A 23,033-nucleotide genomic window follows, 5' to 3' on the forward strand; every position below is an offset into this window, starting at 1 on the left:
CGGACCATTCCCGAAATGCGGCCCCGTGCACGGCATCTGAGGGTCTGACTGGGAGGCGCTTTCTCGCCGATCCACCGGGGACGGTTCCCGGGGCGCCCCCGCGGAGGATCACATGCGTACTACTCGTGCCCTGGCGGTGTCCGCCGCCGCGGTCGCCGCCGTGGGGCTCGCCGCCCCGATGGCCGCGGCGTGGAACACGCCGAGCAACATCGTCGCGCAGCCCAGCGTCATCGCCCGGGGCGGCCAGCTCACCGTGACGGTCGACGGGTGCCCGAGGGGAGGCACGATGACCTCTCCGGCGTTCCGTCAGGCCAGACTCTCGCCGCTCCTGGGCAGCCGCACCGAGGCGTCCAGCGGTACGGCCACCATCAACCAGGACGCCAGCCCCGGCTCGTACGACATCACCGTCAACTGCGACGGGACGGGCCCGCTGACCCGCCCGGCCGCCTTCACCGTCATCGGCGGTGTGCGCGGTGGTCTCGGCGGCAGCAGCTCCACCGGTGCCACGCCCACCGACATGGCGATCGGCGGCGGTCTGGTGGCCGCGGCGGCCGTCGGCGGCGGGGTGTTCTGGATGCGGCGCAGGTCGGAGCGGCACATCTGACCGTTCCACCGGTGAACGGCCGGTCCCGCCCCCTTCGGAGGCCGGCCCTCGCCGCGCGGAGCCACACCTGACAGCCCTTCGCTCCGGACCCGCCCGACCGGGTCCGGGGTGAAGGGCTGTGCCGTCGTGTCAGGTCTCGTCGGAGGAGGTGCGCCGGCGGGACAGGTACCAGGCCGCGCCGACCGAACCGGCGATGAGCGCCGTACCCATCCCGATCTGCTTCAGGTCGAAGCCGCCGGCGCTGCCGCCGACACCGGCCCGCACGCCCCGCTGGAGCGGAACCGGGGTCGGCGTGACCGGCCGGCCGCCGGCGATGGTGAGACCGGTGCTGCCGCTCGCCCCGCTGCACGAGAACGTCACGTCGTACACGGCGCCGGGTCTGGCGTCCCAGTCGACCGTGGCGGTGGCCGAGGACTGTCCCGGCGGGATGCTGACGGTGTCGAAGACCCCGGAGGTGACCGTGGCGGTGCCCCGGCACTGGCCGTCCCGTTTCAGGAGCAGCGACACCTGCCCCCCGGGCGCGACGGTCGACGGCTGCACGCTGAAGGCGAACGGGGTGATCGGGGTGAGTCCGTGGTCACCGTCACCGGCGAGCGCGGCGGGTGCGGCGAAGGTCAGGGCGGTCACGCCCAGCAGTGCGGCCGAAGCGACGCGTATCGCGCGCATGGTGAGCCTCCAGGTCCCCGAGGAGCCTTGCTGCGGACCTTTTCCGCTTGCGCCAGAAATGCACCTCGATGATCGGAACGCTAGGAAAGGCCGAACAAGGACGCGATCCCAGTAGCGCGAACGGGGCAATTGTGTGGGCCGTCCGGGGGACGCCGTGCCCGCGGACGGGGGACGGGCACGGCGTGGCGCGCGTCCCTCCGCCCGCGGAGAGTGCTCAGGACCGCGTCACCCGGGAAGCTGCGGGAACAGCGAGGTGAAGGCTTCCGCCGACGTCGTGAGCCCGCGGCTGTAGGGCGCGTCGAAGTCCCAGATCAGGAACAGCAGGAACGCGATCAGGGCGGAGAACAGCCCGGCCAGGATCAGTTCCCGCGCGGTGCGCCTGATCTGCAGCGCGAAGATCATCCCCACTGTCACCACGGCACCGGTGATCAGCCCGAACCACACCACCCCGGGCATGGTCGCCCCGGTCGAGTCGGCGCGGGCGCTGCGCGCGGTGTCGGCCGCCGTCACCTGGTCGAGGAGCGGCTGGTAGGCCTGGGCCTCGAAGTCCGACTTCGGCTGGTAATCGGTGACGTCGTGCCGGACCCGGTCGAGGAGCCGTCCGCCCTCGTCGGTCACCCGGCCCTGCTCGGCCATGGCCTTCCACTCGGTGGTGACCACGTAGTGGACGTACGTGTCGACGTCGCCGCGGATCCGGTCGCGGACGTCGGGCGGGTAGACCCGGACCCGTTCGGAGATCTCGTGCAGGGCCTGGGCCTCCGTCTGCACCTGGCTCTCGGCGCCGCCGCGGGCCTCCCAGACACCGGCGATGGCCAGTCCGAGGACGATGGCGTACACCACGCCGATCATCATCGTCATGTACTCGATGACGTCCGGCGTCTCGGTGGGGTCCTCGTCCTCGCGGGCCCTGCGATGACGCAGGAGCGTCACGACGAGGACCACGAGGCACGCGGCCGCCATCGCCAGGGCGAGAACAAGCCAATCCGACACAGTGTGCCTCCAGGGGTCAGCGCGGGCGCAGTGCCGCGACGGCGAGCACCGCGGGCGCGGTGATGAGCAGGGTGAACGAGACCAGCGAGGGGCCGCCGCGGGGCGCGTGCTTGTGCGCCGGGGCGCGGTACGCCGGATAGCTGACCGGAACCGGCCGCGGTGCGGGACGCGCACGGGGTGTCGGGGCGGGCTCGGGAGCGGGTCTCGGTGCCACGACCGGAGCCGGCGGCGGAGGCTTCGGCACCGGCGGTGGAGGCGGTGGGGGCGGTGGGGGCGGCGGAGCCGGAGGCGGCGCGGGTTTCGGCGCGTGAGTGGGCGGCGGCGGAGGTGGCGTCGGCTTCGGCTCGGGCCTGGGACTCGGCTTCGGCGGGGGAGGGGGCTCGGGGGCCGGAGGTGGTGGCGTGGGCGTGGGGGTCGGCGGGCAGGGCGGGGTGGGCGTCGGGGGCGGGCACCGGATGGTGTGCCCGGCGACGGCGACCGCCCCGTCGCCCGCCACGGCCACCGCGGTGATCCCCTCACCGTCCGGGCCGGTCGAGGCGTAGGCACAGGCGTCGGCCGCGGCCGTTCCGCTGGGCGCGCCGACGAGGAGCCAGGTGAGCGCCGTCAGCGCCAGTACCCGTATGACGAGGGCGGATCGGGTCCGCTGGGGTGCGTGCACGACGGAGATCATGGAGTGTGAGGGGCCCGGTCACGCCGAAGTGTCCTGGAATGGCCACGAATTGGGTACCTCGGCCCCCCGGCGGCTTGACGCGTGGGGCCGACGAACGCCGCCGTGGCTCGAACGCGTGGGCGGTCCGTTTCGAACGGCGTCACAGTCTTCCGAAAGAAATGTGGCACCCCTTTGAACGCTCCTGCACCTCCCGCCCGTACCTAGGGCCATGCGCGGCGCTGCAGGGCGCTGCAACACTTATGCGAACAGCGGGAGTTACCAATGAAGACCTCCTGGCGGAGCGCCTCACTCGTAGCGTCAGCTGCGGCCGTGCTGGCGCTCACGACGGCGTGTGGTCAGGAAAATGGCACTGCGACGGGTGCCCAGAACGTCGGCGCCACCGCGCAGGCGGGGGGTTACGGCACCAGCACCACCGCGGGTGCGGGCAACGGCTACGGAGCCGATTCCGACGCGAGCGCCGCCGCCAAGCCGGAAGCCGCGGGCGAGCTGTCCGTGAGCGAGAGCGCCAAGGTCGGCAAGGTGCTGACCGACGGCGCCGGATTCACCCTTTACCGTTTCGACAAGGACACGGCCGAGCCCCCGAAGTCGAGTTGTGACGGCGACTGCGCGAAGGCCTGGCCGCCGGTGCCCGCCGAGGGTGCCGAGGCCGCCACCGGTGTCGACAAGGCGCTGCTCGGCGAGGTCACCAGGACCGACGGCACAAAGCAGCTCACCATCGGCGGCTGGCCCATGTACCGGTACGCCAAGGACACCAAGGCCGGTGACACCAACGGGCAGAACGTGGGCGGGACGTGGTTCGCCTCGGCGCCCGACGGCAAGAAGGCCACGCTGGCCTCCCTGCCCGGCCTGTCGGTCCGCAAGGACCCGAAGCTCGGCGACATCATCGTCGACAAGAACGGCATGACCGTCTACCGCTTCATGAAGGACCAGGCCTGGCCCGTCTCGAAGTCGGCCTGCACGGGCGCCTGCCTGGAGAAGTGGCCCGCGGTCGCCCCGGTCGACGAGGCCGACACCAAGGGCGTCAAGAAGAAGGGCCTGATGCCCTTCACCCGCCCCGACGGTCTGAAGCAGATGACGGTCAACTGCTGGCCGATCTACACCTTCTCCGGTGACAGCGCCCCCGGCGACACCAACGGTCAGGGCGTGGGCGGCACGTGGTACGCGGTCTCGCCCGAAGGAAAGCCGGTCGGCGCGGCCAAGTAGGGCACCGGCACCCCACGGTCGACCGCCCCGCCCGCACGAACGCGCCGCCAAGGGTCCGCCCCCTCCACGGAGGGGGCGGACCCTTGTGCGCTGCTTCCGGCGGACTTTCACGTTCCGGCGGCGAAGGTTTCCGGCCGTCGCCGGAACGTGAAAGATCCGGGCGTCGGCCCGGATGTGAAAGAACGCCTCGGCCCGGCGGGAGACTTGACCACGCTTCGTGACCCCGCGGAGCTTTTTGGAATGCTTCGGAGGGATTTCGCGAGGGCGGTGAGTGGCGTGCGCGGTATACGTTCGCAGATGCCAATTCGGCACGTGCCTGAGGCAGTGACCGGGAACGGACGGTCAATTTCCGGTTTGACTCGCTCCTTTGGCGGGCGATCAGTAGCCTCTGCTCGAACACCGGATCGTCCGTGCCGTCGCCTACGCCTTGGAGAGATAGATGGAGCGTCCCGCCTGGGCCCCTCGCAGCATTGACATCTCAGTGCCGAGCGTGTCCCGGATATACGACTACTACCTGGGCGGTTCGCACAACTTCGAGGTCGACCGGGAAGCGGCGCGCAAGGCGATGGAGTTCATGCCGGGACTTCCCAAGATCATGCAGGCGAACCGGGCGTTCATGCGCCGGGCCGTCCGCCACGCCGCCGCCGAGGGCATCGACCAGTTCCTCGACATCGGCTCCGGCATCCCGACGTTCGGCAACGTCCACGAGATCGCCCAGGCCGCCCGGCCCGGCGCGCGGGTCGTCTACGTCGACCACGACCCGGTTGCCGTCGCACACAGCGAGGTCGTGCTGCGCGACAACGAGGACGCGGACGTCGTCGCCGCGGACCTGCTCAAGCCCCAGGAGATCCTGCTGAGCCACCCGGTTCAGCGGCTGATCGACCTGAACCGGCCGGTCGCGGTGCTTCTCGTTGCCATACTTCACTTCGTGGAAGACGCGGACGACCCGTACCGGGCGGTGGCCGAACTGCGCGACGCCCTCGCGCCGGGAAGCATGCTCGTCGTCACGCATGCCTCGTTCGAGGGCATTCCGCTCCCGCGGGAGCAGGCCGAGGGCACGGTCGACGTCTACAAGGACATCCGCAACCCGCTGATCATGCGCACGCGCGACGAGATCGCGCGGTTCTTCGAGGGGTACGACATGGTGGAACCCGGACTGGTGCCGATGCCGAACTGGCGGCCCGACACGGCGTCCGAGGACGAGGATCCCTATTCCTTCTCCGGGTTCGGCGGCGTGGGACGCACGGCGTGAGCGCCGAGCCGGACGGGCCGGAGGACAGACTGCGCCGGTTCGCGACGATCTGGAGCCGCGCGGTCTTCCCCGTCACCTCCACCTCGCTGACCCGGCCGGAGTTCGAGGAACAACTGCTGCCGCTCGCCCGGCGGCTGAGCGAGGCGCTGCGGGCCAGGACCTTCGAGGCGGCCGAGGGACGCGGCGTCGGAGCCGCCCTCGTCGCCGCGCACTGCACCGACCCCGAGGCCCTCAGCAGGGCCCTCGACTGCGTCGACGCCTACCTCGTGCTCTACTGCGGCGAGGACGGCCCCAAGGAGGCCCTGCGCACCCGCTCCGCGCGACTCCAGCACGCGATGGCCGCCGGGTACGCCGAGGCGCTGCGCGAGCGCACCCTCTCCGAACAACAGGCCATCTCGCAGGCGGCGTTGACCGCGCGCAGCGCGGTGGCCGAGGCGCTGCACGACAGCGAGGCCCGCTTCCGCGCGGTGTTCGAGGGCGCGGCCATAGGCATCGCCATCGCCGACCTCGAAGGCAACATCCTCCAGGCCAACGGCGCCCTGCTGCGGATGTTCGGCGGCTCCGAACAGACCATGCGCGGCCGCAAGGTCCCGGAATGGACCCACGCCGAGGACGCTCCCCAGGTGTGGCGGCTGTACGAGGAACTGGTGCGCGGCGAGCGCGAGCACTACCACGTCGAGAAGGCGTTCTACCGCCCCGACGGCACCGCCCTGTGGACCAACCTGACGGTCTCCCTGCTCCGCGACGCGGACGGCCAGCCCCAGTACCAGCTCGCGCTGATGGAGGACACCACCGAGCGGCGGCTGCTCAATCTGCGGCTGCGCTACGAGGCGACCCACGACGCGCTGACCGGACTGCCCAACCGCACCCTGTTCTTCGAGCGCCTGGAGAAGGCGCTGGCCGCGGGGGAGGGGCAGCGCTTCGGGCTCTGCTACCTCGACCTCGACGGCTTCAAGACCATCAACGACAGCCTCGGGCACGCGGCCGGCGACCGGCTGCTCGTCGAGGTCGCCGACCGCCTCCAGTCCTGCGCTACCGCCCCCGGCGAGATGGTCGCCCGGCTCGGCGGCGACGAGTTCGTGGCCCTGACCACCGGCCCGCACACCGAGCGCGAGGTCGACGAACTGGCCGGGCGCATCATGAACGCGCTCGTCACCCCGATCAGCATCGACGGCCGTGACCTGACCGTGCGGGGCAGCGTCGGCGTCGTCGAGGGGCCGGCCGGGGAGCGCGGCGCCGCCGAGGTGCTGCGCAGCGCCGACATCACGATGTACCGGGCCAAGTCCGCGGGCGGCAACCGCTTCGAGCTGGCCGACCCCGAGGCCGACGCGCGCGCCATCACCCGCAACGGGCTGACCACCGCGCTGCCCGCCGCCCTGGACCGGGGCGAGTTCTTCATCGAGTACCAGCCGCTGGTGCACCTCGGCGACGGCAGCGTGCGGGGCGCGGAGGCGCTGGTGCGCTGGCTGCACCCGCAGCACGGCGTCCTCGGACCGGACCGCTTCATCCCGCTCGCCGAGCACACCGGACTGATCGTGCCGCTCGGCCGCTGGGTCCTGGAGCAGTCGGTGCGGCAGGCCCGTAGCTGGCAGGAGCGGCACTCCGACGCGGGTCCGCTGCGCGTCAACGTCAATCTCTCGCCGTGCCAGCTCACCCATCCCGGCCTGGTCCAGGACACCGTGGACATCCTGGAGCGCGAGGGTCTCGACGCCCAGGCGCTGTGCCTGGAGGTCACCGAGTCCGCGCTGATCGGCGCCGACGACGACCTCCTCAAGCCGCTGCGCCGGCTCGCCGAGATGGGCGTCGACATCGCGCTCGACGACTTCGGCACCGGCTACTCGAACCTGGCCAACCTGCGGCGCCTGCCGGTCAGCATCCTCAAGCTGGACCGCTCCTTCACCCAGGGGATGCAGCAGTTCCCGGCGGATCCCGTCGACCTGAAGATCGTCGAGGGCATCGTCTCCCTCGCCCACAGCCTCGACCTGGCGGTCACCGTCGAGGGCGTGGAGACCGGCGCGCAGGCCGAACAGCTTCGGATCCTGGGCTGCGACACCGCCCAGGGCTGGTACTACGCCCGCCCCGGACCGCCGGAGCGGCTGCACGAGCTGGCCCTGGTCGACGCGGTCGGCTGAGCCCGTCCACGCGGCGCGCCTCCGTCACCGGAGGCACGCCGCGCGGGGGCGGACGTCCCGGGCGCACGGCACGCCTCGCGCCCGCGGCCCTTCGTATGTCTCATGGACGGGGAGCACCTCCCACACATGGAGCTGAGACGGATGAGCACGGAACTTCAGGGCAGGACCGCCGTCGTCACCGGAGCCAGCAAGGGCATCGGACTCGCGGTCACGGAGGCGCTGGCCGGGGCGGGCGCCACGGTGATCGCCGGCTCCCGCGGCACCTCGGCGGGCCTCGACGCCCTGGCCGCCAAGGGGAACGTGACCTGGGTGCCGGCCGACCTCGCCGAACCGGACGCCGCGGCCAGGCTCGTCGAGGCGGCGGGCGGACGGATCGACGTCCTGGTCAACAACGTGGGTACGGCCCCCGCCCGCACCGGCGGCTTCCTGTCGGTCACCGACGAGGAGTGGCGGCGCAGCCTCGAACTGAACCTGTTCACGGCCGTACGGGTCACCCGTGCGGCCCTGCCGGTGATGCTGGCCGCCGGTGACGGCTCGGTCGTGACGATCGCCTCGGTCAACGCCACACTCCCGGACCCGCTGGTCATCGACTACAGCGCGGGCAAGGCGGCCCTGGTCGCGTTCTCCAAGGCCCTGTCCAAGGAGGTCGGCCCGCAGGGCATCCGCGTCAACACGGTGAGCCCCGGCCCGGTGAAGACCGACCTGTGGCTCGGCGGCGGGGGAGTGGCCGCGACGGTCTCGGCGTCCGCCGGGCTCACCCCCGACGACGTCGTCGCCAAGGCGTCCGGCGCGACCGTCACCGGCCGCTTCTCGGAGCCGTCCGAGGTGGCCGGACTCGTCCTCTTCCTCGCCTCGGACGGGGCGCGCAACATCACCGGCAGCGACTTCGTGATCGACGGCGGCCTCATCCCGACCTGGTGAGCCCGGGGCGGTCCGCCGTCAGCGCTCCAGCAGCATCCGCTGCAGCTCCCGGGCCGCCCGGGGCGGCGCCACGTCACTGCGGTGCGCCAGCGCGATGGTCCGTTCCAGACCGGGCGGCGCCAACGGTGTCACCCGCAGGCCGGACCCGGACCGCGCGGCCACCATGCGCGGTACGACGGCCACGCCGAGGCCCGCCCGGACGAAGCCCAGCACCGCGTCCATCTCCCCGCCCTCGACCGCGAAGTCCGGTTCGAAGCCCTCGGCCCGGCAGGCGGCGACGGTCAGCTCCCGCAGGTCGTAGCCGTGCCGGAACATCACCAGCCGCTCGCCCTCCAGATCGGCGACCCGCACCGCGCGCCGCCCGCCGCGCCCGCCGGGCGGCGGAGCGTCGGGCGACGACACCACCACCAGGTCCTCGCGCAGCAGCTCCACCGTGGTCAGCGCGGGGGACGGGGTGGGCAGGGGCAGGACGACCAGGGCCAGGTCGAGCGCGCCGCGCGCGAGTTCCCGTACGAGATCGTGCGAGCCGCCCTCCTCGATCAGCAGCCGGATGCCCGGATAGCGGTCGTGGAAGGCGCGCAGCACGTCGGGCAGCAGGCCCGTGCACAGGCTCGGGGTCGCGCCGAGCCGCACCCTGCCGCTGCGCAACTGGGCCAGCTCCTGCACCTCGTGCCGGGCCGTGTCCGCGTCGGCGAGGATGCGCCGGGCCAGCGGCAGCAGCGCCTCGCCCGCGTCGGTCAGCGTGATGTTCCCGCGTGCCCGCAGGAACAGATCGGCCCCCAACTCCCGCTCCAGCGCCTTGATCTGCTGGGACAGCGAGGGCTGCGCGACATGCACCAGGTCGGCGGCCCGGGTGAAGTGCCGGGTCTCCGCGACGGCCACGAAGTACTGGAGCTGGTGGAACTGCACCCTTCGACCATAGCCCAGGTCTATGGAAACCAGCCGCTTCATGTCTTGGACCGATCGGTGCCTGGCGACCTACCGTCTCTTCCCATGGCTCTGGCAACGCGGACGGACCGACGGCCGTCCATGGCGCGCACCGTGTGGGACAGCTCCGTCGGCAAGAAGACCGTGATGGCCGTCAGCGGCCTGATCATGCTGCTCTACCTGGTCGCCCACATGATCGGGAACCTGAAGATCTACTTCGGAGCGGGCGAGTTCAACCACTACGCGCACTGGCTGCGCACCATCGGCGAACCGTTCATGCACTACGAGTGGACCCTGTGGCTCGTCCGCGTGGTCCTGGTCGTCGCCGTGATCGCGCACGCCACCTCGGCGTACCAGCTCAGCCGGCGCGACATCAAGGCCCGGCCCACCCGGTACGTGCACCGGAAGCGCGGCGCGAGCTACGCCACCCGCACGATGCGCTGGGGCGGGATCATCCTCGGCCTGTTCATCGTCTGGCACCTCCTCGACCTGACCACCGGCACCGTGCACTCCGGCGGCTTCCAGGAGGGCCACCCCTACCAGAACGTCGTGGACACCTTCTCCACCTGGTACGGGAACGTCATCTACATCGTCGCGATGCTCGCGCTCGGCCTGCACATCCGGCACGGCTTCTGGAGCGCCGCCCAGACACTCGGGGCCGGCAGCCGCACCCGCGACCGCGCCCTCAAGACCGTCGCCGACGTCCTCGCACTGCTGCTCACGGCGGGCTTCATCGCCGTACCCGTGGGCGTCATGACCGGAGTGGTGAGCTGAAATGACCACCGAATACGCCCACTTCACGACCGGCGAACCCGTCGCCGACACCAAGGCACCGGCCGGCCCGGTCGAAGAGCGCTGGGACAGGCGCCGCTTCGAGGCCAAGCTGGTCAACCCCGCCAACCGCCGCAAGCACACCGTGATCGTCGTCGGCACCGGCCTCGCGGGCGGCTCCGCCGGCGCCACCCTCGCCGAACAGGGCTACCACGTCGTCCAGTTCTGCTACCAGGACTCCCCGCGCCGGGCCCATTCGATCGCCGCGCAGGGCGGCATCAACGCCGCGAAGAACTACCGCAACGACGGCGACTCCGTGCACCGGCTCTTCTACGACACCGTCAAGGGCGGCGACTTCAGGGCCCGCGAGTCCAACGTCCGCCGCCTGGCGCAGATCTCGGTCGAGATCATCGACCAGTGCGTCGCCCAGGGCGTGCCCTTCGCCCGCGAGTACGGCGGCCTGCTCGACACCCGGTCCTTCGGCGGCGTCCAGGTCTCCCGCACCTTCTACGCCCGCGGCCAGACCGGCCAGCAGCTCCTGCTCGGCGCCTACCAGGCCCTGTCCCGGCAGATCGCCGCCGGCAACGTCGAGATGCACCCTCGCACCGAGATGCTGGACCTGATCGTGGTCGACGGACGCGCCCGCGGCATCGTCGCCCGCGACCTGATCACCGGCCGGATCGACACCCACTTCGCCGACGCGGTCGTCCTGGCGAGCGGCGGCTACGGCAACGTCTTCTACCTCTCGACGAACGCCATGAACTCCAACGCCACCGCGATCTGGCGGGCCCACCGGCGCGGCGCCTACTTCGCCAACCCCTGCTTCACCCAGATCCACCCCACCTGCATCCCGCGCACCGGCGACCACCAGTCCAAGCTCACCCTGATGAGCGAGTCGCTGCGCAACGACGGCCGCATCTGGGTCCCGAAGGCACACGGCGACGCCCGCCCGCCGAACGAGATCCCCGAGGACGAGCGCGACTACTACCTGGAGCGCATCTACCCCTCCTTCGGCAACCTCGTGCCCCGCGACATCGCCTCCCGCGCCGCCAAGAACGTCTGCGACGAGGGCAGGGGAGTGGGCCCCGGCGGCCAGGGCGTCTACCTCGACTTCGCCGACGCCATCCGGCGGATGGGCCGTGCCGCGGTCGAGGAGAAGTACGGCAACCTCTTCGACATGTACGCCCGGATCACCGCCGAGGACCCGTACACCGTGCCCATGCGGATCTACCCCGCCGTGCACTACACCATGGGCGGACTGTGGGTCGACTACGACCTCCAGACCACCGTCCCCGGCCTGTTCGCGATCGGCGAGGCCAACTTCTCCGACCACGGCGCGAACCGGCTCGGCGCCTCCGCCCTCATGCAGGGACTCGCGGACGGCTACTTCGTCCTGCCCTCGACGATCAACGACTATCTCGCCCGCAACCCGAAGCAGCAGCCCGTCACCACCGGACACCCCGCCGTGCAGGAGGTCCTGGCCGAGACCGAGGACCGCGTCAACCTGCTCCTGTCCGTCGACGGCGACCGCACCCCCGACTCCTTCCACCGCGAACTCGGCGAACTCATGTGGGAGTTCTGCGGAATGGCCCGCACCGAGAGCGGCCTGCGCAAGGCCCTCGAACGCATCCCGCAGATCCGCGAGGAGTTCTGGCGGCGCATCAAGGTCCCCGGCAGCGGAGAGGAGTTCAACCAGTCCCTGGAGAAGGCCAACCGCATCGTCGACTACCTCGAACTCGCCGAGCTGATGTGCCTCGACGCACTGCACCGCGCCGAGTCCTGCGGCGGCCACTTCCGCGAGGAGTCCCAGACCCCCGACGGCGAGGCCGCCCGCCGGGACGAGGAGTTCTCGTACGCGGCCGCCTGGGAGTTCACCGACACCGGCACCGCGCCCGTCCTGCACAAGGAAGACCTGGTCTTCGAGTACGTCCACCCCACCCAGCGGAGCTACGCATGAAGCTCACCCTGCGCGTCTGGCGGCAGAAGAACGCCGACGCCGACGGAGCGATGTCCACGTACGAGGTGGACGGCATCTCGGCCGACATGTCCTTCCTGGAGATGCTCGACACCCTCAACGAAGAGCTCATCCTCGCCGGGGACGACCCCGTCGCCTTCGACCACGACTGCCGCGAGGGCATCTGCGGCGCGTGCAGCCTGGTCATCAACGGCGAGGCGCACGGACCCGAGCGCACCACCACCTGCCAGCTCCACATGCGCTCCTTCCGCGACGGCGACACGATCGACGTCGAACCCTGGCGGGCCGCCGCCTTCCCGGTCGTCAAGGACCTCGTCGTCGACCGCTCCGCCTTCGACCGCATCATCCAGGCCGGCGGCTACATCACCGCCCCGACCGGCGCCGCGCCCGAGGCGCACGCCACCCCCGTCCCCAAGCCCGACGCCGACTTCGCCTTCGAGCACGCGGAGTGCATCGGCTGCGGCGCCTGCGTGGCGGCCTGCCCGAACGGCGCCGCCATGCTGTTCACCTCGGCCAAGATCAACCACCTGAACGTACTGCCGCAGGGCGCCCCCGAGCGGGAGACCCGGGTGCTCGACATGGTCGGACAGATGGACGCGGAGGGCTTCGGCGGCTGCACCCTGGCCGGGGAGTGCGCGACCGCCTGCCCCAAGGGCATCCCGCTGGTCTCCATCACCTCCATGAACAAGGAGTGGCTGCGCGCCACCCGCCGAGCGGGCAAACGTTAGGCACAAAGTCGTTCGCCGTACGGTGCGGACGGGCGGGACCGGGTGTGGTGCTCATACCCCGGTCCCGTCTCGCTTTTCCGGGCACCCCTGTCATTCAGCATCCCCACATCCGCCCTCCTGGCACTGGTCACGCAGGCGCCAACCGGCGTCGGAAGAACAGGAGCGCGCAGACCGTTCGGATCCGGCCTGCCTCCCCCGAGCTCTCGACTCCCTTGGAGCAAGGGGTATCCCCTCCGCCGAACCGGCCCGTGACCAGGAGAGTGCCATGACCGGCGTATCCACCCTCGACAGCCCGACCGAGCCCGTCGCTCCCACCCGCTACACCGTCACCCTGGCCCGCGACGAGGCCGATGTCCGGGCAGCGCAACGGCTCCGCCACGACGTCTTCGCCGGGGAGATGGGCGCCCTCCTGAACACCCCGCAGCCGGGCCTCGACATCGATGCCTTCGACGCCTACTGCGACCACCTGCTGGTCCGCGACACCGAATCGGGGCAGGTCGTCGGCACCTACCGGCTGCTGCCGCCCGAGCGCGCCGCGGTCGCCGGACGGCTCTACTCCGAGAGCGAGTTCGACCTCGGTCCGCTGGCCGGAATTCGCCCCGGACTGGTCGAGGTCGGCCGCTCCTGCGTCCACCCCGACCACCGCGACGGCGCCGTCATCGGACTGATCTGGGCCGGGATCGCCCGCTACATGGTCGACGGCGGCCACGAATGGCTCGCGGGCTGCTGCTCGATACCCCTCGCCGACGGCGGCACCCTCGCCGCGGGCACCTGGGACCGGGTCGCGGCCAAGCACCTGTCCCCCGAGGAGTTCCGTGTCCGCCCCCTGCTGCCCTGGAGCCCCGAGGACATCGCCCGGCCCGCCCGCACCGAACTGCCCCCGCTGCTGCGCGGCTATCTGCGCCTCGGCGCCTGGGTGTGCGGCGAGCCCGCGCACGACACGGACTTCGGGGTCGCCGACATGTACGTGCTGCTGTCGATGCGCCGGGTCAACCCGCGCTATCTGCGGCACTTCCTCTCGCTCGTCCCCGCCTGATGAGCACGCCCCGCACCGGAGCGCCGCGCCTCCCCGCCGTCCGCCGCCCCCGGTTCGCCGGAGGGCGGTCGGCGACCGTGCTCTCCGAAGCCATCCCCGCGCCTCGGCGACCCGCCGCCGGTCCGCTCCCCGTGGCGAGGCCGCCGGCGGCCGGTCCCGTGCCCGCGCGGGGCCGGCGGCCCGCCGCCGGCCCCGTTCGGGGGGCCAGTGCCTGGCTGCCCACCGCTCCCTGCTCGCCGCGCGGCTGCGTGGAGTCCGCACGGCCCTGGTGGGGCGCGCCCCGCGCCGTCCTGCGGCTGGCCGCGCTGGTGGCCGTCGTCGTCCTCGGGATCGCCCTGATCCCGGCGGCCGGACTGCTGCGGGAGCGGCCCCGCCAGAGGTGGATCCGCCGCTGGTGCCTGGCCGTGGTGCACACGGCCGGGGTCCGGACACGGATCACCGGAGCGGCCCGGCCCACCGGCGGCGTGCTGATCGTCGCCAACCATGTCTCGTGGCTGGACATCCCGCTGCTCGCCGCCGTCCGCCCGGCGCGGATGGTCGCCAAGACCGAGGTGCGCGGCTGGCCCGTGATGGGCGCGCTGGCCGCCCGTGGCGGCACGCTCTTCATCGACCGCGACCGGCTGCGCGCCCTGCCCGGCACGGTGGGCCGGGTCGCCGAGACCCTGCGCGGCGGCTCGGCCGTCGCCGCGTTCCCCGAGGGCAGCACCTGGTGCGGCCGGGCCCGGGGCCGCTACCACAGGGCCCTCTTCCAGGCCGCGCTGGACGCCGGTGTACCGGTCCAGCCGGTGCGTATCCGGTACCGCTCCGCCGACGGCACGGCGAGCACCGCGCCCGCGTTCGTCGGCGAGGACTCGCTGCTCGCCTCCCTGTGGCGGGTGGTGTCGGCACGCGGCCTGGTGGCCGAGGTGGACCTGTCTCCCCCGCTCCCCGCGGGCAGCCACCCCGACCGCCGCTCCCTGGCCGAGGCGGCACAGACCTTCGCAGGCGACCCCGGCGCGGGCGCCGGAGCGCATCTCTGAGGGCCGGTCCGTGTTCCGGGGCGGGGCCCTGAGCCCCGGGGCCCCGCCACTGGAGCCGTCCGAACCGTCCGAGCGCCCTGGGCGGGGCGAAAGTGGGCCGGAGCCGTCCGAGCCCCAGGTGGGGCCGAAGGAGGCCGGGTCGGATCGGCTAGCGGCGTCCGTTCAGGGCACGGGCGAGGTAGGGCGCCGTCCGGCCGTCCGCCGCCGCCACCTGCGCGGGTGGTCCGGCGGCCACGATCCGGCCTCCCTCGTCACCTCCGCCCGGCCCGAGGTCGATCACCCAGTCGGCGCCCGCCACCACCGTCATGTCGTGCTCCACCACCACGACGGTGTGACCGGCGTCCACGAGCCCGTGCAACTGGCCCATCAGCACCTCGACATCGGCCGGATGCAGCCCCGTCGTCGGCTCGTCCAGGAGATAGAAGGTGTGCCCCCGGCGGATCCGCTGCAACTCGCTCGCCAGCTTGATGCGCTGGGCCTCGCCGCCCGACAGCTCCGTGGCCGGCTGGCCGAGCCGCAGATAGCCGAGGCCCACGTCCAGCAGGGTGCCGAGGCTGCGCGTGACGGCCGGGGTGTCCGTGTCGGCGAAGAACCGGGCCGCCGCCTCCACCGTGAGATCCAGGATCTGCGCGATGTTCCTTCCCCGGTACGTCACTTCGAGGGTCTCGGGGTTGTAGCGCGCGCCGCCGCAGTCCGGGCACGGGGCGTAGGTGCTGGGCAGGAACAGCAGCTCCACACTCACGAAGCCCTCGCCCTGACAGGTCTCGCAGCGCCCCCCGGCCACGTTGAAGGAGAACCGCCCCACACCGTAGCCGCGCGCCCCGGCCTCCTCCGTCCCCGCGAACACCTTGCGCACGACGTCGAACAGCCCCGTGTAGGTGGCGAGATTGGAGCGGGGGGTTCGGCCGATGGGTCTCTGGTCGACACCGACCAGCCGTCCGACGCCCGCCAGGTCCTCGGTCAACTCGCCGATCAGCGTGGACTTGCCGGAGCCGGAGACCCCGGTGACCGCGGTGAAGACACCGAGCGGGAACTCGGCGGTGACCCCGCGCAGGTTGTGCCGGGTCACCGGGCCGACCGACACCTGCCCCCGAGGGGTGCGCGCCGGGCGCGCCGGTGCCGGGGAGCGGTCGAACAGGAAGCGTGCCGTCGCGGACTCCGGCACATCCTCCAGCGCGGCGACCGGCCCGCTGTGCAGGACCCGCCCGCCGTGCTCCCCGGCCAGCGGTCCCACGTCGACCAGCCAGTCCGCGCCGCGCACGACGTCGAAGTGGTGCTCGACCACGAACACCGAGTTGCCCGCCGCCTTCAGCCGCTCCAGCACGGTGAGCAGGGCCTCCGTGTCCGCCGGGTGCAGCCCCGCGGACGGCTCGTCGAGGACGTACACCACACCGAACAGCCCGGAACGCAACTGCGTCGCCAGCCGCAGCCGTTGGAGTTCGCCCGCGGAGAGGGTGGGGGTGGCCCGGTCGAGGCTGAGGTAGCCGAGTCCGAGCTCCACGACCGGCGCGATGCGGGAGGCGAGGTCCTCGGTCAGGACGCGCGCGGTCTCGGAGTCGCCCTTGAGGGACTTCGCCAGTTCGACGAGCGGCAGCGCGGCCAGCTCGGCGATGTTCCGCCCCGCGAACGTCACGGCCAGTGCCTCGGGCCGCAGCCTGCTGCCGCCGCACACCGGGCAGGGGGCGGCGGTGAGGAATCGCTCGGCCTTGGCCCGCAGGGTGGCGCTCTTCGTGTCGGAGAAGGTCTTCATGACATAGCGCCGGGCGCTCATGTACGTGCCCTGGTAGGGGCGTTGGATCCGCTCGGCCTCGCGAACCGGATGCACGGTGACCACCGGCTGCTCCTCCGTGAACAGGATCCACTCCCGCTCCTCGGCGGGCAGTTCACGCCAGGGCCGGTCCACGTCGTGGCCGAGCGTGTCGAGGATGTCCCGCAGGTTCTTGCCCTGCCAGGCTCCCGGCCAGGCGGCGATCGCGCCCTCGCGGATCGACAGCTCCGGATCGGGGACCAGCAACTCCTCCGTCGTACGGTGGACTTGGCCGAGGCCGTGGCACTCGGGGCAGGCTCCGGCGGCCGTGTTCGGGGAGAACGCGTCGGAGTCGAGCCGTTCGGCGCCCGCCGGATACCGTCCCGCGCGCGAGAACAGCATCCGCAGTGAGTTGGACAGATTGGTGACCGTGCCCACGGAGGAGCGCGAGGTGGGAGCCGACCTGCGCTGCTGAAGCGACACCGCGGGCGGCAGCCCGGTGATCTCCCCGACCTTGGGCGCCCCCACCTGATGGATCAGCCGCCGCGCGTACGGGGCGACCGACTCGAAGTACCGCCGTTGCGCCTCCGCGTAGATCGTGCCGAAGGCCAGCGAGGACTTCCCGGACCCCGACACCCCGGTGAACACCACGAGGACGTCCCGCGGGATGTCGACGTCGACACCGCGCAGATTGTGCTCCCGGGCGCCGCGGACGCGGACGTACGAGTCGAGGGGGCGGCCGTCGGGGCTGGGCATCGGCGGGACTCCTGGGGGCGGCCCGTACCGCGGTCCGTGGGCCGCGGCCCGGCCGTCGGCGGGGCAGGGGGCAGGGGGCAAGGGGGCAAACCCCACGATTCTAGGCCGCGCCCGGTCCCGCTACCCGGGGGCGTCCCCGCCGGTCAGGACGGCTCGTTCTCCAGGTCGAGGAGCTGCCGCTTGCGTTCCAGGCCTCCGGCGTATCCGGTGAGCGCCCCGGTCGCGCCGATCACGCGGTGGCAGGGGCGGACGATCAGCAGCGGGTTGGCGCCGATCGCCGTACCGACGGCGCGGACCGCCGCCCTGGACGCCCCGATCCGCGCGGCGACCTCCCCGTAGCTGACCGTGGTGCCGTACGGGATGGTCTCCAGGGCCTTCCAGACGCGCCGCTGGAAGTCGCTGCCGCTCGTCACGTACTCGATGTCGAAGGCGGTGAGCCGGCCGTCGAAGTACGAACCGAGCTGGGAGACGATCTCCCGGAACGCCTCCGGGTCCTCGTGCCAGCCCTCCTGGACGACCGCGCCGCGCTTCTGGTCCGGCACGGACAGCGCGGCCAGCGCCGTACCGCCCTTGGCGGTGGCCGACTCCTCACCCACCAGCAGCAGTCGGCCGAGCGGGCTGTCCATGGTCGTGTAGACCGTCATCGGTCGGTCCTTTCCGAGTTCTCGCAGCGTGTTCACCCTCAACAGTGAGCCCTGCGCCGGCTTCCGTCCGGCGGGATTCGGACACGGCGCTGAGCCGGTGGCCGCTCGCCGCCGTGCGGGCGTGTTCGGCGGTGCCGGGCGGCCCGCTGGGGTCGCGCCGGGGCCGGTGCGGGCACACGATCGAAGTCGACCACTCCGCACGCCCCAGGAGTCCTGATGGTCTGGATCCCGCAGATCCCCGACCTCGTCGGCCGGCTCGGCGCCACCGAGCTCGCCGACGCCCTGCGCGACCCGGCGACGGCCACCGTACCCGTCGCCCTGGACGACCCGGAGGCCGGCCGGATCAGCGGCGTCGCCGTCCTGGCGGCCTGGCTCGCCGTGCAGGACACCTGGAGGGCGGAACGGAAGGCGGAGATCGAGGAGGTCGCCACCACCTTCGGCGAGGGGCGGGCCGTGGGGGAGTGGGTCGTCCACCTGGAGGGTGTGGAGGGTGAGCGCGTCGGGCTGCCCGTGGCCGCCGCGGTCGACCTCGCCTCCGCGCTCCCGGTGCGGATCCACCACTCCCGCCTGCCGCTGCTCGGCCGGCACGCCGTGCGCCGTCCGATGGTGCCGCCCGACCCCTCGGCCCGCACCTCCGGCGTGGTGGACGGCTATCTGGCCGCCCTCGGCGCGGGGGACACCGCGGCCGCCGTCGCCGCCTTCGCTCCGGACGGGACCTTCCGGGGGCCGTCCGCCGACACGGACCGGTGCACGGGGACCGGGGAGCTGACCGAGCTCCACGACATCCTCTTCTCCGCAGGCGGCGGCATTCCGCTCACGCTGTGCACCGTCACCGAGGACGGCGAGCGCAGCGCGTTCGAGTACGTCGTCGACCGCTGGGGCGGCACCGAGCTGCCCCCGCAGCCGGGCCTCGCGGTCTGCGCCCGCGGGACCGATGGCCTGATCGCGTCGGCGCGGGTGTACGACGACGTGGAAGCACCGGTGGAGTAGGGCTGCCGGGCCCGTGGCGCGGGCAGGGTTCTGTCCTCGGATCTCCCCGCCCCACCCCCACCGGCACCGAGAGCAGGAGTGAGCATGCGGTACGTGAAACTCGGATCGACGGGTCTGGACGTCTCCCGGATCTGCCTTGGCTGCATGAGTTTCGGTCTGCCCGACCGGGGCGTCCACGCGTGGACCCTCGACGAGGAGGCCTCGCGCCCCCTGATCCGGCAGGCCCTGGAGTCCGGGATCACCTTCTTCGACACGGCCAACGTGTACTCGGACGGCACCAGTGAGGAGATCGTCGGACGGGCGCTCGGCGAGTTCGCGCGCCGCGACGAGATCGTCGTCGCCAGCAAGGTCAACGGCGCGATGCACGAGGGCCCCAACGGCCGTGGCCTGTCCCGCAAGGCGATCATGACGGAGATCGACAACAGTCTGCGCCGCCTGGGCACCGACTACATCGACCTCTACCAGATCCACCGCTTCGACCGTCACACCCCCGTCGAGGAGACGATGGAGGCGCTGCACGACGTGGTCAAGGCGGGCAAGGTCCGCTATCTCGGGGCGAGTTCGATGTACGCGTGGGAGTTCTCCAAGGCCCAGTACACGGCCACGCTGCACGGCTGGACCCGCTTCGTCTCCATGCAGAACCACTACAACCTCCTCTACCGCGAGGAGGAGCGCGAGATGCTGCCGCTCTGCGCCGACCAGGGGGTCGGCGTCCTGCCGTGGAGCCCGCTCGCCCGCGGGCGGCTCACCCGTGACTGGGACGCGGTCACCGAACGCAGCCGGGCCGACGCGTTCGGCCGGAACCTGTACCAGGACGGTGACCGCGAGATCGCCGGCGCGGTCGCGCGCATCGCCGCCGAGCGCGGGGTGCCGCGCGCCAGGATCGCGCTCGCCTGGCTGCTGGGGCGCGACACCGTGACCGCGCCCATCGTCGGCGCCACCAGGGCGGCGCACATCGAGGACGCGGTCGCCTCGCTCGACGTGGAGCTCTCGGAGAAGGAGACCGAGGAGCTGGAACAGCCGTACACGCCCCGGGCGATCAGCGGTCACTGACACACACGGAAGGGCCGGCCGTCGCCGGGCGTGTGTGTCGGGCATACACGGTCGTGTGGCTGTCGCTGGGCGTGTGTGTCGGGTGTACGCGGTCGGGCGGCTGTCGCCGGGCGTGCCTCGTGCCCGTCGACAGCCGGCTCCGGCTGACCAGGAATTACGTGCGGAATGACGCTCGGATGAGCGCGTGAGAGCGCTCCCATTGCGGAGACTTCGGACGGAAGGGAGACCCCCCGGGGTTTCCGAATTTCTTTTGGAGCGGCCCGGCTGACATTTGGTCAATATTCCCGGCCGGGCCGTATTAGGAGAAAATCCGGGATCGCTTGTTCCGGCTCGCCGCCCTGTGCAAAGGTGGGCGTTGTCGGCGTGCAGACAATATTGACTTCGTTCTGCACGCATGCGGCGCGCCCGCTCCCTCTCGCCCGGAAGGGCCGCCGGAGGTGGTCGTTCGCGACGCCGGCCCCCATGGGCAGGCCCTCCGGTTCCGACGGGCGGTCTACATACCCATTGGTATGGACTATTTACCGCGCTGCCTTTGGAAGGAAAGCGGACGTGAATGACGGAACGCTGCCTCATTCGTCTGACCCCGACCGTGTGTTCGAGGTGTCGGATGAACGGCTCGCGGCCGAGCTGAAGAGGCAGGGTGGCGCGACCGCGAACTATCCGGTCGGAGAACTCCTGGACCGCCACTGGGAGGCGGTGTTCTCTTACGCGCGGCTGTGCACCGGCGGTGTACGTCCCGCAGGAATGCTCACGACCGCCTCATTCACGCGTCTGTTCGGGGATTCGCTGCACCAGGGCGGACCGAGCGCCGCCTGGCGCCCCCACCTGCTCGTCACCGTCCGCCGCATAGCCGCCGAGTGGCTGATGGACGCGCGGCGCGAACTGCTCGATCCCGGGCTCCTGGCCGAGACGGACGGCGCGGACCGGGCGGCGGCACGGCTGCTTCCCCCGGAGAACCGGCGGCTGATCTCCCGGGCGTTCCAGCGCCTGCCCGAGCCGGCCCGCTGCCTGCTGTGGCACGGGGAGGTGGAGGCCGAACAACCGGAGGTCCCCGCGGCCCTGTTGGGGATCTTCCCTGAGGACGCGGTCACCGAGCTGGAGCGGGCCAGGGAGCGCCTGCGCCAGGGCTGTCTGGAGATCCACCACGAACTCGCCCCCAGCCAGGAGTGCCGCCGCTACCACCGCATGCTCGACGCCTCCTTCCGACGCGGCGGTACGGTCCTCGATCCCGACCTGCGCGGCCACATGGACGCGTGCGGCCACTGCCGTTACGCGGCCGACCAGTTGAGCCGGTTCAACGGGGAACTCGCCGTCCCGCTCGCCGAGGCGGTGCTCGGGTGGGGCGCGCACGCCTATGCGGCCTCCCGGCGGGCGCGGGCCGCCGCGGCCGCGGACGCGGCCCAGGAGCCCTACGGTGACCCGGCTGACGGAGGCGCGGTCCGCGCCGGGGGAGTGCCGGGCGCCGACGGCGGTCCGGCCACCGGGACCGCCGGCATCGTCGAGTTCCTGCCCGACGCCGACGGCGTACGCACCCAGGGCTTTCCGCCGCCCACCGGGTCGGACGTCGGCTGGGTCACCGGCAATGCGCCCCTGGGCCCCGAAGCGGCCGTGCCGGGGCCTGCCGCGCCGTCCGGACCGGGTGCCTCCGCGCCGTCCGGACCGGGTGTCTCCGCGCCCCTGGGGGACGACCGGCCTCTCCGCCAGGACGAGCAGTCCTTTGGCCGTCCGGAGGAGCGGTCCTTCAGGCGTCGGGACGACCGGCCCTCCCGCCGTCGGGGCGCGTCCCGGTCCGGTGCCGGGACCCGCTCCTCGCGTTCCGCGGGAGGCGCCGGGACGCGCGCCACCGGCTCGGCCGGAGGCGCCGAAGCCGGGATCTCCGGCTCCGTGGCAGGGACCGAATCCGGCAGTTTCCGCTCCGAGGCGGGTACCGAATCCGGCAGCTCCGGCTCCGTTGGAGGCACCGGAACCCGTGCCTCCCGCAGGGTTGCCGGGCGCAAGGCGGCCCGGCGCGCTCCGGGCCGCCGCAATGTCGCCGTCGCCGTGCTCACGCTCGGCGCGCTGATCATGGTCCCGCTGGTCCTGTGGATGTCCGACAACGATGCCGACGGCCGACACGACACGGCCGACGGCGGCCGCTCCGCCGACGCGCCGAGCCGCAGCACCGACCCGTCGTGGGCCCGGACCGGCGAGAAGAAGGACGGCACGATGCGCGGGCGGCTGCGCAACGTCGCGTCCGGCCGCTGCGTCGGCTTCGCCGGGACGACACCGGCGATCGGTGCCGAGGCCCGGCTCATCCCGTGCTCCTCGGAGTCGGCGACGGAATGGTCGTACGGGACCGACGGGCTGCTGCGCGACGCGGCCCACCCCGGCCTGTGCCTGGACTCGCACCTCGGCTACTCCGTCCAACTGGCCCCCTGTACGGACGCGTCGCGGCCGGGGGCGAAGAACGTCCGCTACGAGCTCACCCTCCAGGGCCTGCTCGTGCCGCGCTGGAACCCGGATCTGGCCCTCGTCCCGGCCTCGGCCGAGGGGGAGTCGGCGCTCGTCCTCAAACTCCGCGAGGACGAGCCGATCCAGCACTGGACCTTCGACCCCTCGTCGCCCTCGCTCCAACTGGAGGTCGTCAACTGGGACTCCACGGACGGCGACGCCAAGGGCTCCACCACAGGGAAGCCGACCGCGTCCGCCACGGCGACCGCCGGCACCCGGACGCCCACCGCCACGACCGCGCCCCCCGGCCACGCCACGCCGTCCGCCGAGCCGTCCGACGGCTCCTGCGCCTCGGTGTCCGCCTCCTGCCCGGGAGACGGCCTCAACGGGTCCCGCCGGGACGGCGGTTACGGTACGGGCTCCGGGTCCGGCGGCTACGGATCGTTCGGCGGAGGAGGCCAGGGAAGCCGCCGGTGACGCGACGGACACCGGCGGCCGTGGGGCGCGTGACCGCGGGAC

Annotated in this window: 19 protein-coding genes; 13 read left to right on the forward strand and 6 right to left on the reverse strand. The window is 72.3% G+C overall.

From position 1 onward, the window contains the following. Window positions 1–112 precede the first annotated feature (112 nt). Entirely contained in the window at window positions 113–604 is a 492-nt protein-coding gene (locus ACFRIC_RS04470) for a hypothetical protein (protein WP_382779222.1), read from the forward strand. A gap of 129 nt (window positions 605–733) precedes the next feature. On the opposite strand, the gene ACFRIC_RS04475 is transcribed toward ACFRIC_RS04470, so the two are convergent. The 3 genes from ACFRIC_RS04475 to ACFRIC_RS04485 all read right to left on the reverse strand — a co-directional run bounded on the left by ACFRIC_RS04475 (window position 734) and on the right by ACFRIC_RS04485 (window position 2,474). Beyond that, window positions 734–1,270, reverse strand: coding sequence for a hypothetical protein (locus ACFRIC_RS04475; RefSeq protein WP_382779225.1), 537 nt, complete (start codon window positions 1,268–1,270; stop codon window positions 734–736). Between the two features lie 225 nt (window positions 1,271–1,495). After that, entirely contained in the window at window positions 1,496–2,260 is a 765-nt protein-coding gene (locus ACFRIC_RS04480; RefSeq protein ID WP_382779228.1) for a hypothetical protein, read from the reverse strand. A gap of 16 nt (window positions 2,261–2,276) precedes the next feature. After that, a complete protein-coding gene (locus ACFRIC_RS04485; RefSeq protein ID WP_382779230.1) occupies window positions 2,277–2,474 on the reverse strand; it encodes a hypothetical protein in 198 nt (65 codons plus the stop codon). Between the two features lie 717 nt (window positions 2,475–3,191). On the opposite strand from ACFRIC_RS04485, the gene ACFRIC_RS04490 reads away from it, so the two are divergent. The 4 genes from ACFRIC_RS04490 (at window position 3,192) to ACFRIC_RS04505 (ending at window position 8,438) form a co-directional block, all read left to right on the forward strand. Next, a complete protein-coding gene (locus tag ACFRIC_RS04490; RefSeq protein WP_382779232.1) occupies window positions 3,192–4,133 on the forward strand; it encodes an SCO0930 family lipoprotein in 942 nt (313 codons plus the stop codon). Window positions 4,134–4,572: 439 nt separating this feature from the next. Beyond that, entirely contained in the window at window positions 4,573–5,385 is an 813-nt protein-coding gene (locus ACFRIC_RS04495; RefSeq protein WP_382779235.1) for an SAM-dependent methyltransferase, read from the forward strand. Continuing rightward, a complete protein-coding gene (locus ACFRIC_RS04500; protein WP_382779238.1) occupies window positions 5,382–7,517 on the forward strand; it encodes a putative bifunctional diguanylate cyclase/phosphodiesterase in 2,136 nt (711 codons plus the stop codon). The genes ACFRIC_RS04495 and ACFRIC_RS04500 overlap by 4 nt, the downstream gene beginning before the upstream one ends. 141 nt (window positions 7,518–7,658) lie before the next feature. Then, window positions 7,659–8,438, forward strand: a complete 780-nt coding sequence (locus ACFRIC_RS04505) for an SDR family NAD(P)-dependent oxidoreductase (protein WP_382779241.1) — start codon at window positions 7,659–7,661, stop codon at window positions 8,436–8,438. Window positions 8,439–8,456: 18 nt separating this feature from the next. Here the strand turns inward: ACFRIC_RS04505 and ACFRIC_RS04510 are convergent, their stop codons facing one another. Next, on the reverse strand, window positions 8,457–9,347 hold the full coding sequence (locus ACFRIC_RS04510; protein ID WP_382779244.1) for a LysR family transcriptional regulator: 891 nt from the start codon (window positions 9,345–9,347) through the stop codon (window positions 8,457–8,459). A gap of 120 nt (window positions 9,348–9,467) precedes the next feature. On the opposite strand from ACFRIC_RS04510, the gene ACFRIC_RS04515 reads away from it, so the two are divergent. From ACFRIC_RS04515 to ACFRIC_RS04535, 5 genes are all read left to right on the forward strand, one after another. Then, a complete protein-coding gene (locus ACFRIC_RS04515; RefSeq protein WP_382780789.1) occupies window positions 9,468–10,139 on the forward strand; it encodes a succinate dehydrogenase in 672 nt (223 codons plus the stop codon). A 1-nt stretch (window position 10,140) separates the two neighbouring features. Beyond that, entirely contained in the window at window positions 10,141–12,093 is a 1,953-nt protein-coding gene (locus tag ACFRIC_RS04520) for a fumarate reductase/succinate dehydrogenase flavoprotein subunit (protein WP_382779247.1), read from the forward strand. Continuing rightward, window positions 12,090–12,839, forward strand: a complete 750-nt coding sequence (locus ACFRIC_RS04525) for a succinate dehydrogenase/fumarate reductase iron-sulfur subunit (RefSeq protein WP_382779250.1) — start codon at window positions 12,090–12,092, stop codon at window positions 12,837–12,839. The genes ACFRIC_RS04520 and ACFRIC_RS04525 overlap by 4 nt, the downstream gene beginning before the upstream one ends. 265 nt (window positions 12,840–13,104) lie before the next feature. Further along, window positions 13,105–13,875, forward strand: coding sequence for a GNAT family N-acetyltransferase (locus tag ACFRIC_RS04530; RefSeq protein WP_382779253.1), 771 nt, complete (start codon window positions 13,105–13,107; stop codon window positions 13,873–13,875). A gap of 248 nt (window positions 13,876–14,123) precedes the next feature. Then, complete coding sequence (locus ACFRIC_RS04535; RefSeq protein WP_382779257.1) at window positions 14,124–14,894, forward strand: lysophospholipid acyltransferase family protein; 771 nt, start codon at window positions 14,124–14,126, stop codon at window positions 14,892–14,894. Window positions 14,895–15,042: 148 nt separating this feature from the next. On the opposite strand, the gene ACFRIC_RS04540 is transcribed toward ACFRIC_RS04535, so the two are convergent. Continuing rightward, complete coding sequence (locus tag ACFRIC_RS04540; RefSeq protein ID WP_382779261.1) at window positions 15,043–17,397, reverse strand: ABC transporter; 2,355 nt, start codon at window positions 17,395–17,397, stop codon at window positions 15,043–15,045. Window positions 17,398–17,540: 143 nt separating this feature from the next. Further along, complete coding sequence (locus tag ACFRIC_RS04545; protein ID WP_382779263.1) at window positions 17,541–18,041, reverse strand: methylated-DNA--[protein]-cysteine S-methyltransferase; 501 nt, start codon at window positions 18,039–18,041, stop codon at window positions 17,541–17,543. Window positions 18,042–18,257: 216 nt separating this feature from the next. Between ACFRIC_RS04545 and ACFRIC_RS04550 the strand changes: the two genes are divergently transcribed. From ACFRIC_RS04550 to ACFRIC_RS04560, 3 genes are all read left to right on the forward strand, one after another. Next, the gene (locus tag ACFRIC_RS04550; RefSeq protein ID WP_382779266.1) at window positions 18,258–19,031 is read left to right on the forward strand and encodes a nuclear transport factor 2 family protein; all 774 of its coding nucleotides are present in this window, start codon (window positions 18,258–18,260) and stop codon (window positions 19,029–19,031) included. An 84-nt stretch (window positions 19,032–19,115) separates the two neighbouring features. After that, complete coding sequence (locus ACFRIC_RS04555) at window positions 19,116–20,084, forward strand: aldo/keto reductase (protein ID WP_382779269.1); 969 nt, start codon at window positions 19,116–19,118, stop codon at window positions 20,082–20,084. Between the two features lie 600 nt (window positions 20,085–20,684). Next, window positions 20,685–22,991 carry a ricin-type beta-trefoil lectin domain protein gene (locus tag ACFRIC_RS04560; RefSeq protein WP_382779272.1) on the forward strand — a complete coding sequence of 769 codons (2,307 nt, stop codon included), beginning with the start codon at window positions 20,685–20,687 and terminating at the stop codon, window positions 22,989–22,991. Window positions 22,992–23,033: the final 42 nt, after the last annotated feature.

The sequence above is a fragment of the Streptomyces sp. NPDC056738 genome (assembly GCF_042790435.1).
Classification (GTDB): domain Bacteria; phylum Actinomycetota; class Actinomycetes; order Streptomycetales; family Streptomycetaceae; genus Streptomyces.